Genomic DNA, 14,983 nt, shown 5'->3' on the forward strand with positions numbered 1-14,983 from the left:
TGGCCCTCACCTTAGGGAGGCGGTGTTCAGCATCCGCACAGCGTGCTGTGCGGGCTACGCGCTCGCGGGCCGGCCGTGCCGTCGCCGGGCCTCCTGCGCGAGCCGCGCGGCCTCGGCCCGGCTCGCCCGGTCGCCCTGGCCCTCGCCTTCCGGCTCCCGCCCGGCGAGACCGTCAAACTCTTCCAGAGCACGCACAAGCACATCAACCGCCTCAGCGGCCTCACCGCTCCCCAGCTCCGCCCGGCCGAGCGCCAGCAGGGCCCGCGCGGCGTTCCCGCGGTCGCCGTAGCGAACGAAGGTCTCGCGGGCGGCGCGCGCGGCCGCCGCCGCGGCCTCGTGGCGGCCGAGCGCGCTCTCCAGCTCCGCCTGGACGAGCAGCGCGGCGGCCTCGGGCAGCCGGTCGCCGAGCCGCCGGTTGATCTCCAGCCGCCGTTCCAGGCACCGGCCGGCCTCGGCGTGCCGCCCGGCGGCCAGGTGCAGGCGGGCCAGGTCGAGCGCGGCCTCGGCCGCCCCTCGCCGGTCCCCCAGCTCCCGGTAGGCGGCCAGGCTCTGCTCCAGCGGCCGCACGTCCGCGCGCGCCACGCCGAGCCCGCGCAGCGCCTCGGCCCGCCCGCGCCGGTCCCCCGCCTCCTCGAACGCCCGCAGCGCCCGGGCGAGCGCCTGCTCGGCCTGCTGCCGGAGGGCCGGCCGGGTCTCCGCCCGCCGGGCCTGGACCAGGCCGAGGCGGAGCGTGACCCGGGCCAGCTCCAGCCCCTCGGCCAGGGGCAGGGCCGCGCGCACCGCCGCTTCGGCGGCCGCCAGGCGGCCCTCCGCGCGGTGCAGGTCGGCCAGGCCGCGCAGCAGCAGCGCCTCGCCGCGCGGGTGACGGGCGGCGCGGGCCGCGTCCAGGCCGGTGGCGGTGGTGGCGTGCCAGTCGTCGTGGTGGCCGTTCAGCTCGAACAGCGGCGTCAGGTAGAACGCCAGCCGCCAGGCGGCCTCGTACAGGCCGGCGCGGTGGAAGTCGCCGACCGCCGCCACCAGGAAGCGCCGCTCGGCCGCCAGCCACCGGGCCTCCCCCCGCAACCACCCGGTCTCCAACGCCGGATCCCCGGCCGCCGGCTCCGGGGCGGGCGGGTGGATGCGGGTGCGGCCGGTGCCGGGCTCGGCGGGCAGGAGGGCCGATCGGGCCCGGCGCACCCGTTCCAGGATCGCCTCCGCCCGGACCGCCGGCACGCCCGCCGGGCCGCCGTCCTCCTCGGCGAGGCGTTCGGCGGCGTAGAGGCGGGTGAGGTCGTGCCACCCGTACCGCTCCTGGCCGGCCTCGTCCAGCCCGCGCGACTGCAGCAGCCCGGCCTCGACCAGCGGCTCCAGGTCCGCGTCCAGCGCCCACGGGGCGAAGTCGGGCGCGGAGAAGGCGCCCAGCTCGCGAAGGAGGCGCCGTTCGTGGTCGGGCAGGCCGCGGTAGCCGAGCGCCAGGCTGCCCCGGACGGCCAGGTCGCCCGCGCTCAGCTCGTCGAGCCTGCGCCGCTCGTCGCCCAGCCGGCCCGCCAGGTGGTCGAGGGTCCAGCCCGGCCTTCTCGCCAGGCGCGACCCGGCGATGCGCAGGGCCAGCGGCAGGTGGCCGCAGAGCCGGACGATGCGGCGGGCGGCCGCCGGCTCGGCCCGCACCCGGTCGTGCCCGGCGACGCCGCCGAGCAGCGCCATGGCCTCGTCCTCGGACAGCAGCCCCAGCTCGTACGCCCGCGCCGCCTCCAGCCCCGGCAGCGACGATCGGCTGGTGACCAGCGTGACGCTCCCCGCCCCGGTCGGCAGCAGCGGACGGACCTGGGCCTCGCCGGCGGCGTCGTCCAGCACCACGAGGAGCCGGCGGCGGGCGGTCAGGCTGCGGTAGAGCCGGACCCGGTCGTCCAGGGCGGGCGGGACCGCGCCGTCGGGGCAGCCCAGGGAGCGCAGCAGGTCCTCCAGGACGGCGCCGGGCGGGCGGGCGCCGAGCGAGGCGTGCAGCCGGCCGTCGGGGAGGGCGATCCCGGTGGCGGCGTGCACGGCCACGGCCGACTTTCCGCAGCCGGGCGGGCCGTGCAGGACCAGGTGCACCGGCGCCGGCCCGCCGCCCTCGCGCACCGAGCGCCGGATCCAGTCGAGGACGTCGCGGCGTCCGCAGAAGTCGGAGATGTCCGGCGGCAGCTCGTCCAGCGGAACGGCAGCCCTGGCGAGGACGGAGGCGGGGGCCTGGGCGGGGGCGAGGGCCGAGGCCGGGGCTGTGGGTGTGGACAGGACGCGGCGCTGGGCCGCCTTCAGGTCGGCGCCCGGCTCCAGGCCCAGCTCCTCCACCAGCGTCCGGCGCGCGTCCTGGTAGGCCCCCAGCGCCTCGGACCGGCGTCCGGCCTGGTGGAGGGCGTCGATGAGACGCACCCAGGCGCGCTCGCGCAGCGGGTGCGCGGTGACCAGGGCGCGCAGCTCGCCGATCACCTCAGCGCCCCGGCCGAGGCGCAGGTCCAGCTCGACGCGTTCCTCCAGCGCCGTGAGCCGCAGCTCCTCCAGCGGCACCCCGTACGCGCGGCGCAGCACGGAGGACTCGACGCCGTCCAGCGCCTGCCCCCGCCACAACCCCAGCGCCGCCCGGAACCCGTCGGCCGCCGCCGCGTCCCGGCCCGCCGCCCGCTCCCGCCGCGCCGCGGCGACCAGGCGTTCGAAGCGGTGGCAGTCCACGTCGTCCGGCCCGGCCTCGATGAGGTAGCCGCCGCCCGGCACGGTACGGATGCCGTCCACCAGCTTGCGCAGCGCGCTCACGTACACCCGGAGGACGGACTCCGCCGAGGCCGGGGGCCGCTCGTCCCAGACGGCGGACATGAGCCGGTCGGCGGTGGCGGGTTCGGGGGCGTTCAGCAGGAGGGCGGCCAGCAGCGCGCGGTGCTTGGCCGGTCCCGGCGGGCGGCCGCCCTCGACGCGCAGCGGGCCCAGCAGTCCGAAGCGGGTCACGTCTTCGGCCGCAGGACGAAGGTGTCGAACCGGACGCGGCTCCGGGCGCCGGCGTCCGCGGCGGCGACCGTGCCCGCCTCGGCGGGACCGTACGGGGCGTCGGCGTCGGACGCCTCGGCGACCAGGCGGTCGTTGAACCACAGGCGTAACGTCACCTTCGCGGTCCCGCCGCCGCCTCCCGCGCACTCGGCCACGAGCCGGTTCGCGCCGGCGGCCGGGGCGGCGGTCTTCCTGGGGCCGTACAGGGTGGTGCCGTCCGTGCCCGCGCGGCGCTTGACGATCGAGGCCGCGCCCGAGCCGTCCACCACCAGGTCGTAGCGGTCGCCTGAGGACGAGGAGCCGTGGCACCAGACGCCGTACGCGCCGGAGCCCTCGATCAGGGCGGCGGTCGCGGTGATGACGGTCGCGGCGTCGTCCGGCTCGCGGCGGGGGGCCGTCTTCCACAGGCGCCAGCCGGGGTTGACGGTCAGCTCGTAGCCGGCGCCGGACGGGCGCGCGGTGCCGCCCGCCGACGTGCCGGTGGCCCAGCCGTCGCCGAAGCCCGCCTCGTACGGCCAGGCGGGCGCGGTGAGCCCGGGCACGACGACCAGGGCCACGGCCGTGGCCATGGCCGCCGCCGCGACGGCCCCCGCCGTCCACGGCCACCGCCGCCGCCTGCCCCCGGCCGCCCCGGCGCCCGGCGGCCCGTCGCCACGACCTGCTCCTGAAGGCACGTGCCCGCCGCCACGCGAGACCTCCGAAGCCCCCAGCGCGTCGCCTCGGGCGGCCCCCGAGGTCACGGGCGCGTCACCACGGCCCGGTCCCGTGGCCGGGTGGCCCGCCGGGGGCGGGGTCGGGAGGGGAGCCGGTGGGGTGGCGCCGGTCCAGGTGCGTTCGACCACCTCCGTGGCCGCCGCCAGCCGGGTGCCGCCGACCAGCTCCCCCAGCAGCTCCTGCGCGCTCGGCCGCAGCCGGGCGTCCTTGGCGAGGGCGCGGGCGACGATCCCGCGGATCCCGTCGTCCAGCCCGTCCAGCCGCGGCTCCTCCATCGTGATCCGGTACAGCACCTCCCCCGGCGCCCCGCCGCCGAACGGCGCCCGCCCCGTCCCCGCGAAGGCGATCACCCCGCCCCACGCGAACACGTCCGCCGCGCCCGTGACCACCTCGCCGCGCACCTGCTCGGGCGCCATGTACGCGGGCGTCCCGAGCACGCCCTGGCTGACCAGGCTCTGCTGGTCCACGAGCTGCGCGATCCCGAAGTCGATGACCCGGGGCCCGAGGGGCGACAGCAGCACGTTGGACGGCTTGAGGTCGCGGTGCACGACCCCCGCCCCGTGGATGGCGCTGAGCGCGGTGGCGATCCCGACCGCCAGCGCCTCCAGGTTCCCGCCGGAGAAGGGCCCCTGGTCGCGTACGGCCTGCGCCAGGTCCGGGCCTTTCACGTACTCGGTGACCAGGTAGGCGACGTCCCCGTCGATCCCGGCGTCGAGCACGGCCGCCGTGCAGAAGCGGGCGACCCGCCGCGCCGCCGCCACCTCCCGCTCGAAGCGCCGCCGGAAGGCGGGGTCGCGGGCCAGCGCGGGCGCGATGAGCTTGACGGCGGCCAGGCCGCCGGTGGGCGTGACCGCGAGGTGCACCTCGCCCATGCCGCCCCGGCCGAGCAGGCGCCGCAGCGCGTACCCGCCTATGACCCGATCACCGTTCATCGGCCCCAGGGTAGCCAGGCTCAGCCGAGGGCCGAGCTCTGCGTCAGGCGGTAGCGGGACGGCGAGACCCCGTACCGGTCGAGGAACGCCTGCCGCAGCGTCTCGGCCGTGCCGAACCCGCAGCGCGTGGCGATCGCGGCCATCGGCAGGGACGTCGAGGCCAGCAGGTGGGCGGCGGCCTCGACGCGGGCCTGGCGGACGTACCGGCCGGGCGTCTGCCCCAGGTGGCGCAGGAAGAGCCGGGTGAGGTGCCGCTCGCTGACCCCGGCCCGGGCGGCGAGCGCGGCGGCGGACAGGTCGTCGGCGAGGTGCCCGCCGATGTGGTCGACGGTCCGTTTGACCAGGGAGTTCGCGGGCGAGGGCGGGGCGACGAACATGCTCATCTGCGCCTGGTTGCCGGGCCGCTGAAGGTAGGTGACGAGGTTGCGAGCCACGGTGCGGGCCAGTTCGGGGCCGTGGTCCTCCTCGACGAAGGCGAGCGTGAGGTCGAGGGCGGCGGTGACGCCCGCCGAGGTGGCGACGGGGCCGTCCCGCAGGAAGATGGGGTCGGGGTCGACGGCCACCTCGGGGTGGCGGTGGGCCAGCTCGCGGGCGAGCTGCCAGTGGGTGGTGGCGCGCCGCCCGTCCAGCAGCCCGGCGGCGGCCAGCACGAACGCTCCCGTGCAGACGGAGGCGACGCGCCGGCTCTCGCGGGCCAGCCGCCGCACGTGGGCCACGATGAACGGGCTGGCCGCCGCGTCGTCGTGGCCGACGCCGCCGGAGACGACGAGCGTGTCGAGCGGCCCGGTGACGCGCTCCAGCGCGAGCTGCGCCTGGACGGTGAGCCCGGTGCCGCAGGTGATCGGGCGTCCGCCGGGGGTGGCGACGCGCACCTCGTAGCAGGGCGCTGCGCCGTGCCAGTTGGCCTCCTCCAGGGTGGAGGTGACGCAGGCGAGGTCGAGCAGCGAGGCCGCCTCGTACGCCACCACGATGATCCGCCGGGCCTCCATGTCCCCGACTGTAGGACCGAAGGACCAAGAACCCAAGTTTCCGGACTTGTCCGGCGGCCTGCCTTGGCCCGCCCCGCCCGTCCCTGGACAGTCGTGGACATGACGACAACCACGATGAGAACCGGCCGCCGCTGGGGCAGGTTCGCCCTCCACTACGTCGAGATGATCATCGCGATGTTCGCCGGCATGTTCGCCCTCGGCGCGCTGCTCGACGTGCTCGGCCTCGGCGTCTCACACACGCGGCAGCCCGAGCTGGGCTACCTGGTGATGGCCGTGAACATGTCGATCGGCATGGCGGCCTGGATGCGGGTCAGGGGCCACGGCTGGGCCTCCACGCTGGAGATGTGCGCGGCGATGTTCGTGCCGGTCGTGCCGCTGTTCCCGGCGATGTGGCTGGGCTGGATCGACGCGGGCACGATGATGATGCTGGCGCACGTGGCCATGTTCCCGCTCATGCTGGCGGCGATGCTGCGCCGCCTCGACGAGTACGCGGGCTGCGCCCACTGACCGCTCTGCGGTAGCCGTCCAGGACGTCCTGCCGCAGCAGGTGACCGAACCCGGCCCGCTCCAGCCGCATGCCGAGGGCGGGCACGTCGCAGCCCAGGGCCGCGGCGGCGGCGGGCAGGCTCCAGTCGTGCGCGGCGAGCGTGCTCAGCAGGTGGCCGCGTCGGCTCTGCGCCTCCGACAGCCGGAACGTCTTCAGGTACGCCAGCCGCCCGTCGTCGCCGGTGATCGTCTCGCCGATGTGGTTCTCGCCCTTGCGCTCGAACGCGGGCAGGAACCGGCTCAGCGTGAACCGGCCCATCCGGTAGACGGTCTCCGTGCCGGCGGGCGCGCGGCGGAGGCCGGCCGCCATGACCTCGTCGTGGAAGGCCGCCCACGCGCGCTCGTGCCGCGCCGCCTCGGCCCGCAGGCCGGCGAAGGAGGTGACGGCCGCGTCGTCGATGACGGCGGGAAAGTCCCGTGCCGGGTGGAAGAGGGCGTAGTCGTGCACGAGCTCGCCGTACAGGTCCCTGATGAGCGTGGGGTGCAGCGCCCGGTAGTCCTCGGGGTGCGGCACGACGAACGCGGCGGCCAGGGCGTCGGCGGCGTACAGCAGCAGCCCGCACTGCCCCGGGTGGATCTCGAAGACCTTGAGCGCGTCGTCGAGCCCGCGCACCTCGGCGCCGGTCCAGGCGTCCTCGGCGCGCGGCGACAGGCCATGCGCGACCGCCCGGCGCGACCACTCCTCCCACGCGATCACCGGGCCGCCGAAGTGCAGCGCGAGGTAGCCCTCCAGGGCGAGGTGCAGCGGCAGGAAGCGCAGCCGGTCGCGGTCCGCGCGCCGGGCCAGGCGGCGGCGGACCCGGACGGGCATGTGCCGCAGCGGCTGCCCGAGCTGGGTGCCGTACGCCGCCGCCGGGCCGCCGTCCGCGCTCCAGGTCGCGACGAACGCGTGCGGCACGTACGCGGTGTAGACCGTCCTGTCCGGCAGGAGCACCACGTTGGGCTCGTCGCCGTACACCTTGGCGTGCAGCCGCAGGTCCTCGATCGGCTCGTGGCGCACCAGCGGCACCAGCCGCAGCGCGCCCCACGTCTGCGCGGGCCGGGCGGCGAGCCCGGTGAAATCGATCATGAGGCCGCCACCAGCCGCTCCGCCCGCTCCTCCAGGTACGCCCGCAGCTCGGCGAGCCCCGTCCGCCCCTCCGCGAACCGGGCCAGCTCGACCAGCGCGGGCAGGTCCTCGGCGTCGCGCACGCCGGCGGTCGGCACCATGGGCGACAGCCGCCGCACGTCGAAGCGCCCCGCGTCGTACACCGGGTTGACGTGTACGATGCCGACCTCGCCGGCCGGGTCCAGCTTGCGCCGCCAGACCCGCAGCACCTCGCCCGCCAGCCCGGGAGGGGCGTTGTCCCAGCCGTCGGAGACGATGACGAGCAGGCCGGGCCGGTGCTCCAGCGCGTCCAGGACGCGGCGGCCCAGCGGCGTGGGCCCGGACGGCCGCGCCCGCAGCGGGTCGGCGAGCCCGGACAGCCACAGCGGCCGGTACCGCCCGGCCAGCGCCTCCAGCAGGTAGTGGCAGGCCAGCGCGACCGCCAGCGGGCGGCGGCGCTTCACCGGCGAGCCGAAGGAGGAGAAGCTGTCGTCCAGCACGGCGGCCACGTCGCCCCACGTGCCGGCCCGCGGCCCCGCCGCGCGGGCGGCGGCCGAGCGCAGCGCCGGCCAGCTCGGCGCGGCGCCGCTCGCGGGCCTCGGCGGGCAGCGCCAGCACGTACGACGCCAGCCGGACCAGCGGCATCGCGGCCAGGTCCGCCCCGGTGTCGAGGCCGTCCTGCCCGGCGGCCCCGGCCAGGCGCAGCCGTTCGAGCCGGGTGAGCCGGGGCGCGATGCGCTCCAGGAACGCCTTGCGCGCGATGCCGTGCCGGGCGGCGAAGCCCTCGGCGACCGTGTACGGCAGCTCGTACAGCGCGCCCTTGTCGTAGTGGGCGCGCCGCCACGCCTCCAGCAGCGGCGTCTCGTACCGGGCCCGGCCGAACGGCGCGAACAGGAAGCCGGCCAGCTCGCCGGGCGGCCGCAGGTGGGCGTGCCGCACCGCCGACTTGACCGCCGCCCGGTACTTGACCGCGTCGAAGGCCAGGTCGGGACGGGCGGCCAGCCAGTCGCGGACGACCGCCCTGGTGCGCCGGTTGTTGACGCCGTCGCGGCGCAGCCGGCCGAACAGGCGGTAGGCGCGGGGCGGGCTCATGCGCGCCAGCCGGGCCGCGATCAGCCGCCCGTCGCCGCCGCCCGTGGCCAGCAGGGTGGCGATGATCTCGGCGGCGTTGTGGTCGTTGACGTCGAGCGCGAGCGCCGCCGCGTACAGGTCGGGGTAGTTGCCGTGGATGTAGCGGTGCAGGAAGCCGAGGGAGAGCCGCTGCTCGCCGGCCGCGCTGTGGAACTCGCGCTGCCCGGTGGCGGTGATCGCCGCGTTGGCGAACAGCAGCAGGTCCTCGCAGCCGATGAGGTCGGCGTAGGTCTCCATGGGCGCTCCCGCGATGTCCGGGGACCGGCCGGGGAATGGGGGCGCGAGCTGCGAAGCAACGCTTTACAGGCGGGTTCCGGAAGTCGCACCGGAGTCCCGCGGCCGGTCTGTTTCCGCACCTTACCCGGGGCGGTCCGGGCGTCGCACCGGATTTAGGCGGGCACGCGCCGTTCGTCCTGATGCCCGGGGACGCCCCGCGCCCTGATCTCCGCCAGCCGGGCCCGGCCCCTCCGCAGGTCGGCGACCAGCGCGTACGCCACCACCAGCAGCCCCAGGCACAGGGCGTCGGCCGCCCACCAGGGGATCTCGGCGAGCAGCAGGTCGCCGTCCCCGTCGCTGAGCGACCGGATCACCATCGTCACCGCCGCCACGACCGCCGTCACCAGCAGCCAGCTCCGCAGCCGCGGCAGCGTCCCCTCCCGCCACAGCCGGATCCGCCAGTTCACGAACACCGCCAGCACCCCCAGCAGCGCGCAGAACCCGATCAGCCACCACGGCAGCGCGAACGCCGCCCGGTCGGCGACGCTCGTCCGCAGGACGCGCAGCTCGGTCTCGGCCTGCCGCCTGGCCTGCACGGCGGCGTCGAGCTGGCGCTGGAGCTGCGCCACGGTCTTCTGCTGCCGGGTGGGCGGCGGGGCCGCGGGCTCGGCCGGCAACATCCGCGCGACCACGGTCAGCATGATGGCCACGAACGACAGCGCCAGCACGATGGCCATGAACAGGTCGATGAAGCGCAGGTCGAGCGGCGGCGCGAACGGCCTGGCGGCCCGTCTCCTCACGGCTCCCTCACCAGCGTGTACCGCTGGGGCGCGCTCTCGGCGGCGGCCAGCCGCTCGACCGCGGTGCGGAGCGCGTCGAGGCCCTTGACCAGCTCCTCCGTCCGCCCCCTGGACATCGCCAGCTCGTGGGCCAGCCCGCTCACGGCGGAGGCGTTGACCGCGGGCGCGTCCTTGCCGCCCGGCAGGCGGGCGAGGCGGGCGAGGAACACCTCGTCGGCCGCCGCCACCGCCTCCCGCTCGGCCCGCTCGACGGCGGCCATCGTGCCGAAGGCGAGCACGCTCAGGAACAACGCGATGAGCGTGACGCCGAACGCGGAGGCCAGCTCGGGCAGCACGTGCTGCTTGAGCGCGCTGATCAGCACGCCGGGGTCGCCCTGGCGGTCGAGCGCGGCGGAGAAGGAGGTGACCATCCCGGCCATGGTGAGCGCGGTGCCGATGAACCCGAAGACCGGCAGCGCCCAGATGAGCGCGTGGTCGAGGTGGTGCTTGTTGGCCATCTCGCCGTCGTCGAGGGCGGAGCGGGCGCTCAGCACGGCCTCGCCGTCGGCGCCCGCCTCGGCCGCGTCCCTGAACAGCCGGAGCCGGCGCGCGACCAGCGTGTCCCCGCCCGGGTCCACGGTGTGCAGGCCGATGCGGGCGCGGGCGGTGGCCGCCGTCTCGCGCCGCAGGCCGGGAACGGCCCGGACGATCCTGAGCACCGCGGTCAGGAACACCGCGAAGATCAGCGTGACCACCAGCTCCGCGCCCGCGGGCGCCGTGGTGGCCCCCACGGACTTCAGCAGCGCCGCCACCGCCCCGGACGCGAGCAGCGCCCCGGAGACCACGATCCCGGCCACGGGCGCCACCGCCGAGTGCCGCCAGTCGTACCTTGACACCCTTTAACCCCATCTAGCCACATGAGTTGTCAAAGGAACACCTAAGCACACGTAGCGCAATCAGCGGTGTGATTTGCGTGGCCATTTCGTCTCGTTACCACTTTGAGCCCAACACCGGCTACCCTTTGTGGATGCGTTATGTCCCTTTTGTCCTGGTTGCTGCCGGTTTGCTGGCGGGCGCCCCTGCCCTGCCCGCGGCCGCCATCACGAACGGCTCGGCTGACGGTAACGCGCACCCCGAAGTGGGCGCCCTCGTCGCCGACCGGCCGCACTCCGACGGCACCTGGACGTACTGCACCGGCACCCTCGTCTCCCCGACGGTCTTCCTCACCGCCGCCCACTGCGGCGAGAAGGGCCAGAAGACCGCCCGGGTCACCTTCGACTCCCAGTACCGGCCGGGCGGCGTCCTGCACGACGGCCGCTACATCCCCGACCCGCGCTTCAAGGACGAGTCGGACCTGCACGACATGGCCGTCGTGGTCTTCGACAAGCCCGTCACCGGCATCCGCCCGGCCCAGCTCCCGGCGCCCGGCCTGCTCGACCGCCTCAAGGCCGAGGGCGAGCTGGCCCGCTTCACCCCGGTCGGCTACGGCTCCCTCGCGCCCCGCAAGAAGGCGCACGAGGAGGTCTACGAGTACACCGACACCCGGCGGCAGGCGACGATCTCCTACAAGGGCATGTCCCCGCGCTGGCTGGACCTCTCCCTGGCCTCGAAGAGCGACGGCAGCACCTGCTTCGGCGACTCCGGCGGCCCCAACTTCCTCGGCGGCCCGGACTCGCACCTGCTGGTCGCCACGTCCATCAGCGGAGCCGACGACGCCTGCAAGGGCACCAACTACGACTACCGCCTCGACAGCCCGTCGGCCCGCAAGTTCCTCGGCCGGTACGTGACCCTGCCCAGCGTCAAGGCCACCACCGACGACCGGGCCTGACCTCAGAACCTGGTGGCGGCGTCCACCTTCGCCACCGCCCGGATCCGCCGCTCGCTGAGACCGGTGACGTTCCGCAGGTCGGCACCCGTGAGATCCGCGCCCGCCAGCTCCGCGCCCGCCAGGTCCGCGCCGCGCAGGTCCGCGTTGCACAGATCCGCGTGGACGAGCCTCGCGCCGGTCAGCCGCGCGCTGCGGAGGTCGGCGAAGCACAGCTGGGCCCTGCCCAGATCGGCCGAGGTCAGGTCGGCCAGGCTCAGGTGCGCCCAGTTCAGCGTCGCGTGGCGCAGCAGCGAGCTGTACAGCTTGGCGCCGTCCAGGCGCGCCTCGCTCAGCCCTGAGGCCCGCAGGTCGGCGACGCCCAGCTCCGCGCCGCGAAGATCCGCCTTGAGCAGCTGGGCGTCCTTCAGGTTCGCGTCGAACAGGCGCGCTCCCCGCAGGTCGGCGCGGTACAGGTACGCGCCGTGGAGGTCCGCGTCCTCCAGGTCGACGCCCTTCAGGGCCGCGTCCCGCAGGTCCGCCCGGGGCAGGCGCACCTGCACGAGGTCGGCGGGGGGCAGCCCGTCGCCGGACAGCGCCACGGCCACGGCGAGAGCCGCCCGCACGTCCGCCGGCGGGCGCGCGAACGGCACGAACAACAGCTCGCCCGACTTCGTGACCCGGCACGCCTTCGTCAGGGCCGCCCGGCCCGGCATGCAGAAGTCGTGGCCGCGGACGTAGGCGGCCAGCACGTCCCGCACCGTCGCCCGGTCGCGCGGAGAGTCCTTCGCCACGCGCTGAAGGGCGAAGATGCCGCCCAGCCGCACGTCCTGCTGGGCCGAGCCCAGCTCCTCGATCGCCTGCGTGTACCGCTCGGTGACCTGCCCTTCCTGGGCGGTCCGCACGGTCTGGGCGGTGTAGTCGAGGGTGCGGGCGGTGTACCAGAGGCCGAGCGCGGTGAAGACGGCGCCGCCGATGACGACGAGGCCGGTGGCGGCCTGGATCAGGGTGTGGCGGGCCGAGTTCAGCGCGTCCATGCGCTCGGTGGCCGTCATCTGGCCGCGTTCGGCGGCGGTGAGCGGGCGGCGCTCGCCGGACAGCCGCCGCGCGAGCGGGCCGATCAGCAGCGCGACCAGCAGGGACGCGGTGACGGCCAGCGCCAGGCCGCCGAGGGCCCAGCGCGTCCAGACCGGCGGTCCCGGGACGGCCGCGGCCCGCGCGGCGGCGGCGACGACCCCGAGCGCCGCCATCAGCCCGAGCCCCCGCACCCACCGCCCCCGCACCCACCGCCCCCGCATCCACCACCGCCGCCCCGCTCGCGCCGGGCCTCCGGCGGGCCCGGCCGTCCTGAGGACGGCGCCGCCCCCTCCCGCCCGGCGGCGACGGCCCCGGCGGACGGCGCCACGCCCTCCCGCCTGGCCGCGACGGCCCCGGCGGACAGCGCCGCCCCTCCGGCCGCGGCCGCGGCGAGCGCCGCCGTCACCAGCGCCGCCCGCCGCAGCCCGCCCCGTCCGCCTCTCATGCGGCCATTGAGCCCCCATGTCCTTGCAGACGGGTGAAATCCCAGGCCGATGACGGCACGCCCCGACCGGTGCAGGATGACCTCATGATCGACTACTACCGCGACCTGATGCGGCGCTACGGCTGGCTGGAGCACGGCCTGCGCTGGATCGTCGTCCAGCCTCTCGACGAGGAGCTGACCCGCGACGACCTCCTGTGGCGCCTCAACGGCGGCCGCGACCCCGAGCGGCGCGTCGTGCCGCACCCGGTCGAGGCGAGCGCGAACGAGGACGGCGCCCTCGTCTTCGTCGTCGAGGGCGACGGCGCCTGGGGGTTCCTCGACTTCACCGGCAGCACCGTCCCCGACGAGCTCCTGGCCAAGCTCAGCGCCGGGGCCCGGGTGTGGTGCACGGTCTGGACCTTCAACCGGCACGACAGCCTGTGCTACGCGGCGGGCGGCCGGGTCCGCGCCCGGATGAGCGAGTTCGCCTTCGCCGACCATGTCAGGCAGGAGGGCGAGGTCGTCATCCTCGACGACCCCTTCCCCTGAGCCTTGAAAACCTCGTCTCCATACGAGACGATGTTGGCGGACGGTTGCCGGAGATCTCTATCGACAAGCAGGTGCCCCCATGCCCGAGCACTACCTCGGCGTCGTCGGCCTGGCCGAGGCCCTGGGAGTGAGCAGGCACGCGGTGCACAAATGGCGCACTCGCCACCCGTCCGGCTCCGACCACCCCTTCCCCGAGCCGGACGTGGAGGTCGACGGCGCGCCGGGCTGGCTCCCCGGCCGGGTGGCCGACGTCGTGCGCTGGCGCGACGGGCTGCCGGGCCGGGGCGCGGGCGGCGGCCGGCCGACGCTGGCGCTCCAGGAGTACCTCAAGGAGGCGGCGGCCCGCGGCTTCGACCGCGACGAGGCGCTGCGCGCGCTCGCTACGTTCGCCGCGGAGTTTCCCGAGATGACGGAGCAGGAGCTGTGCGCCTGGATCGTCGGGAAGTGGCGCTGACCCCTCCGCTCCCATGAGCTCCGTTCCCATGAACGACGTCACGGAAGGCGATGACGCATGTCCGGAATCAGCGGGATGACCGCGCCGGGATTCGAAGCGGTACGCGAGGCGTTCGAGGCCGGCCTGGCCGCCGGGCTGGAGGTGGGGGCGGCGGTCAGCGTGTACGTGCACGGCCGCCAGGTGGTGGACCTGTGGGGCGGCGTCGCCGACCCCGCGACCGGCCGGCCCTGGGAGCGCGACAGCCTCGCCGTGATCTTCTCCACCACCAAGGCGGTGACGGCCGCCTGCGCCCACCTGCTGGCCCAGCGGGGCGAGCTGGACCTCGACGCGCCCGTGGCCCGCTACTGGCCGGAGTTCGGGGCGCACGGCAAGGACCGCCTGCCGGTGCGCTGGCTGCTCACCCACCAGGCCGGGCTGCCCGCCCTCGACCACCCCGTCACCAAGGCCGAGGCGATCGCCGGCGCGCCCGTGGTGCGCGCGCTGGCCGCGCAGCGCCCGTTCTGGGAGCCGGGGACGGCCCACGGCTACCACGCGCACACCTACGGCTGGCTCGTCGGCGAGGTGGTGCGCCGGGTGAGCGGCCGGAGCCTCGGCACGTACCTGGCGGAGGAGATCGCCGGGCCGCTCGGCCTGGACCTGTGGATCGGGCTGCCCGAGGCGGAGTCGCACCGGGTGAGCCGGCTGGTCACGACGCCGATCGACTTCGCCGCCCTGGCCGCCCTCGACCTGGCCGCCCTCCCCGAGCCGATGCGCGACGTCATGGCCGCCTACGCCGACCCCACCTCGCTGACCAGGCGCGCGATGATGCTCGTCGACCCCCCGCTGAACCACGACGACCCGGCCGAGCAGCGCGCCGAGATGCCCGCCACGAACGGCGTCTGCACCGCCCGCGCCCTGGCCCGCTTCTACGCCGCCCTCATCGGCGAGGTGGACGGCCGCCGCCTGCTCAGCCCGGCCACCCTGGCCGCCGCCACCGAGGAGCAGGCGAGCGGGCCCGACCTGGTGCTGCGGGTGCCGGTACGTCTCGGCACCGGCTTCGGCCTGCCCACGCCGGACGCCTTCTGGTACTCCCCGACGGCCTTCGGCTTCCCCGGCCACGGCGGCTCGATCGGCTTCGCCGACCCGGCGAGCGGCCTCGCGTTCGGCTACGTACCGAACCGCCTGGAGGACGGCCCCCAGGACCGCCGGGCCGCGTCCCTGGTGGCCGCCGTCCGCGCCGCGCTCTCCTGAGACCCCGCGCTCGGTGCGCGGTGACCTCCATGAACGCCTCCACGAACCCGCTCG

Annotated in this window: 15 protein-coding genes; 6 read left to right on the top strand and 9 right to left on the bottom strand. The window is 76.0% G+C overall.

Translation table 11 applies throughout. The features are described 5' to 3' along the window. Nucleotides 1-54 precede the first annotated feature (54 nt). Genes MF672_RS51675 through MF672_RS45745 form a run of 3 tightly spaced genes read right to left on the bottom strand, consistent with a single transcriptional unit; the run spans nt 55 to nt 5,632 of the window. Nucleotides 55-2,958 (bottom strand): AfsR/SARP family transcriptional regulator, encoded by a 2,904-nt coding sequence (locus MF672_RS51675; RefSeq protein WP_302893404.1) that lies wholly within the window; start codon nt 2,956-2,958, stop codon nt 55-57. Continuing rightward, nucleotides 2,955-4,643, bottom strand: coding sequence for a serine/threonine-protein kinase (locus MF672_RS45740; protein ID WP_242383767.1), 1,689 nt, complete (start codon nt 4,641-4,643; stop codon nt 2,955-2,957). The genes MF672_RS51675 and MF672_RS45740 overlap by 4 nt, the downstream gene beginning before the upstream one ends. Nucleotides 4,644-4,663: 20 nt before the next feature. Then, nucleotides 4,664-5,632 (bottom strand): GlxA family transcriptional regulator, encoded by a 969-nt coding sequence (locus tag MF672_RS45745; RefSeq protein WP_242383766.1) that lies wholly within the window; start codon nt 5,630-5,632, stop codon nt 4,664-4,666. Between the two features lie 99 nt (nt 5,633-5,731). Here MF672_RS45745 and MF672_RS45750 point away from each other — a divergent pair, with 99 nt between their 5' ends. Further along, nucleotides 5,732-6,139: a hypothetical protein gene (locus tag MF672_RS45750; protein WP_242383765.1), complete on the top strand. Its 408-nt coding sequence runs from the start codon at nt 5,732-5,734 to the stop codon at nt 6,137-6,139. Here the strand turns inward: MF672_RS45750 and MF672_RS45755 are convergent. Together MF672_RS45755 and MF672_RS45760 are read right to left on the bottom strand one after the other, a co-directional pair. Next, on the bottom strand, nt 6,084-7,247 hold the full coding sequence (locus MF672_RS45755) for an ARPP-2 domain-containing protein (RefSeq protein ID WP_242383764.1): 1,164 nt from the start codon (nt 7,245-7,247) through the stop codon (nt 6,084-6,086). The two genes, MF672_RS45750 and MF672_RS45755, sit on opposite strands and share 56 nt — an antisense overlap. Continuing rightward, complete coding sequence (locus tag MF672_RS45760; protein WP_247815783.1) at nt 7,244-7,774, bottom strand: hypothetical protein; 531 nt, start codon at nt 7,772-7,774, stop codon at nt 7,244-7,246. The genes MF672_RS45755 and MF672_RS45760 overlap by 4 nt, the downstream gene beginning before the upstream one ends. Before the next feature lie 10 nt (nt 7,775-7,784). On the opposite strand from MF672_RS45760, the gene MF672_RS45765 reads away from it, so the two are divergent. After that, nucleotides 7,785-8,789, top strand: coding sequence for a hypothetical protein (locus tag MF672_RS45765; RefSeq protein WP_247815784.1), 1,005 nt, complete (start codon nt 7,785-7,787; stop codon nt 8,787-8,789). Here the strand turns inward: MF672_RS45765 and MF672_RS45770 are convergent. Beyond that, a complete protein-coding gene (locus tag MF672_RS45770; protein ID WP_242383949.1) occupies nt 8,786-9,412 on the bottom strand; it encodes a hypothetical protein in 627 nt (208 codons plus the stop codon). The genes MF672_RS45765 and MF672_RS45770 overlap by 4 nt on opposite strands. Beyond that, nucleotides 9,409-10,287 carry a hypothetical protein gene (locus tag MF672_RS45775; RefSeq protein ID WP_242383950.1) on the bottom strand — a complete coding sequence of 293 codons (879 nt, stop codon included), beginning with the start codon at nt 10,285-10,287 and terminating at the stop codon, nt 9,409-9,411. Before MF672_RS45775 ends, MF672_RS45770 begins: the two co-directional genes overlap by 4 nt. A 131-nt stretch (nt 10,288-10,418) precedes the next feature. Here MF672_RS45775 and MF672_RS45780 point away from each other — a divergent pair, with 131 nt between their 5' ends. After that, nucleotides 10,419-11,219, top strand: coding sequence for a trypsin-like serine protease (locus MF672_RS45780; protein WP_242383951.1), 801 nt, complete (start codon nt 10,419-10,421; stop codon nt 11,217-11,219). A gap of 2 nt (nt 11,220-11,221) precedes the next feature. Here the strand turns inward: MF672_RS45780 and MF672_RS45785 are convergent, their stop codons facing one another. Together MF672_RS45785 and MF672_RS45790 are read right to left on the bottom strand one after the other, a co-directional pair. Further along, the gene (locus tag MF672_RS45785; RefSeq protein WP_247815785.1) at nt 11,222-12,478 is read right to left on the bottom strand and encodes a pentapeptide repeat-containing protein; all 1,257 of its coding nucleotides are present in this window, start codon (nt 12,476-12,478) and stop codon (nt 11,222-11,224) included. Further along, nucleotides 12,445-12,717 (bottom strand): hypothetical protein, encoded by a 273-nt coding sequence (locus MF672_RS45790; RefSeq protein ID WP_247815786.1) that lies wholly within the window; start codon nt 12,715-12,717, stop codon nt 12,445-12,447. The genes MF672_RS45785 and MF672_RS45790 overlap by 34 nt, the downstream gene beginning before the upstream one ends. Before the next feature lie 84 nt (nt 12,718-12,801). Between MF672_RS45790 and MF672_RS45795 the strand changes: the two genes are divergently transcribed. From MF672_RS45795 to MF672_RS45805, 3 genes are all read left to right on the top strand, one after another. After that, nucleotides 12,802-13,245, top strand: coding sequence for a hypothetical protein (locus MF672_RS45795; RefSeq protein ID WP_242380783.1), 444 nt, complete (start codon nt 12,802-12,804; stop codon nt 13,243-13,245). 79 nt (nt 13,246-13,324) lie between these two features. Beyond that, nucleotides 13,325-13,699 (top strand): hypothetical protein, encoded by a 375-nt coding sequence (locus tag MF672_RS45800; RefSeq protein ID WP_242380784.1) that lies wholly within the window; start codon nt 13,325-13,327, stop codon nt 13,697-13,699. A 57-nt stretch (nt 13,700-13,756) separates the two neighbouring features. Next, nucleotides 13,757-14,929, top strand: a complete 1,173-nt coding sequence (locus MF672_RS45805) for a serine hydrolase domain-containing protein (RefSeq protein ID WP_242380785.1) — start codon at nt 13,757-13,759, stop codon at nt 14,927-14,929. Nucleotides 14,930-14,983 lie beyond the last annotated feature (54 nt).

It is taken from the genome of Actinomadura luzonensis, assembly GCF_022664455.2.
In the GTDB taxonomy this organism is placed as follows: domain Bacteria; phylum Actinomycetota; class Actinomycetes; order Streptosporangiales; family Streptosporangiaceae; genus Nonomuraea; species Nonomuraea luzonensis.

Bases quoted from the DNA above. Each gene is read 5' to 3' on its own strand.
- MF672_RS45790 (WP_247815786.1), bottom strand. From the start codon at position 12,717: ATGAGAGGCGGACGGGGCGGGCTGCGGCGGGCGGCGCTGGTGACGGCG.
- MF672_RS45780 (WP_242383951.1), top strand. From the start codon at position 10,419: ATGCGTTATGTCCCTTTTGTCCTGGTTGCTGCCGGTTTGCTGGCGGGC.
- MF672_RS45805 (WP_242380785.1), top strand. From the start codon at position 13,757: ATGTCCGGAATCAGCGGGATGACCGCGCCGGGATTCGAAGCGGTACGC.
- MF672_RS45755 (WP_242383764.1), bottom strand. From the start codon at position 7,247: ATGATCGATTTCACCGGGCTCGCCGCCCGGCCCGCGCAGACGTGGGGC.
- MF672_RS45795 (WP_242380783.1), top strand. From the start codon at position 12,802: ATGATCGACTACTACCGCGACCTGATGCGGCGCTACGGCTGGCTGGAG.
- MF672_RS45740 (WP_242383767.1), bottom strand. From the start codon at position 4,643: ATGAACGGTGATCGGGTCATAGGCGGGTACGCGCTGCGGCGCCTGCTC.
- MF672_RS45750 (WP_242383765.1), top strand. From the start codon at position 5,732: ATGACGACAACCACGATGAGAACCGGCCGCCGCTGGGGCAGGTTCGCC.
- MF672_RS45745 (WP_242383766.1), bottom strand. From the start codon at position 5,632: ATGGAGGCCCGGCGGATCATCGTGGTGGCGTACGAGGCGGCCTCGCTG.
- MF672_RS45800 (WP_242380784.1), top strand. From the start codon at position 13,325: ATGCCCGAGCACTACCTCGGCGTCGTCGGCCTGGCCGAGGCCCTGGGA.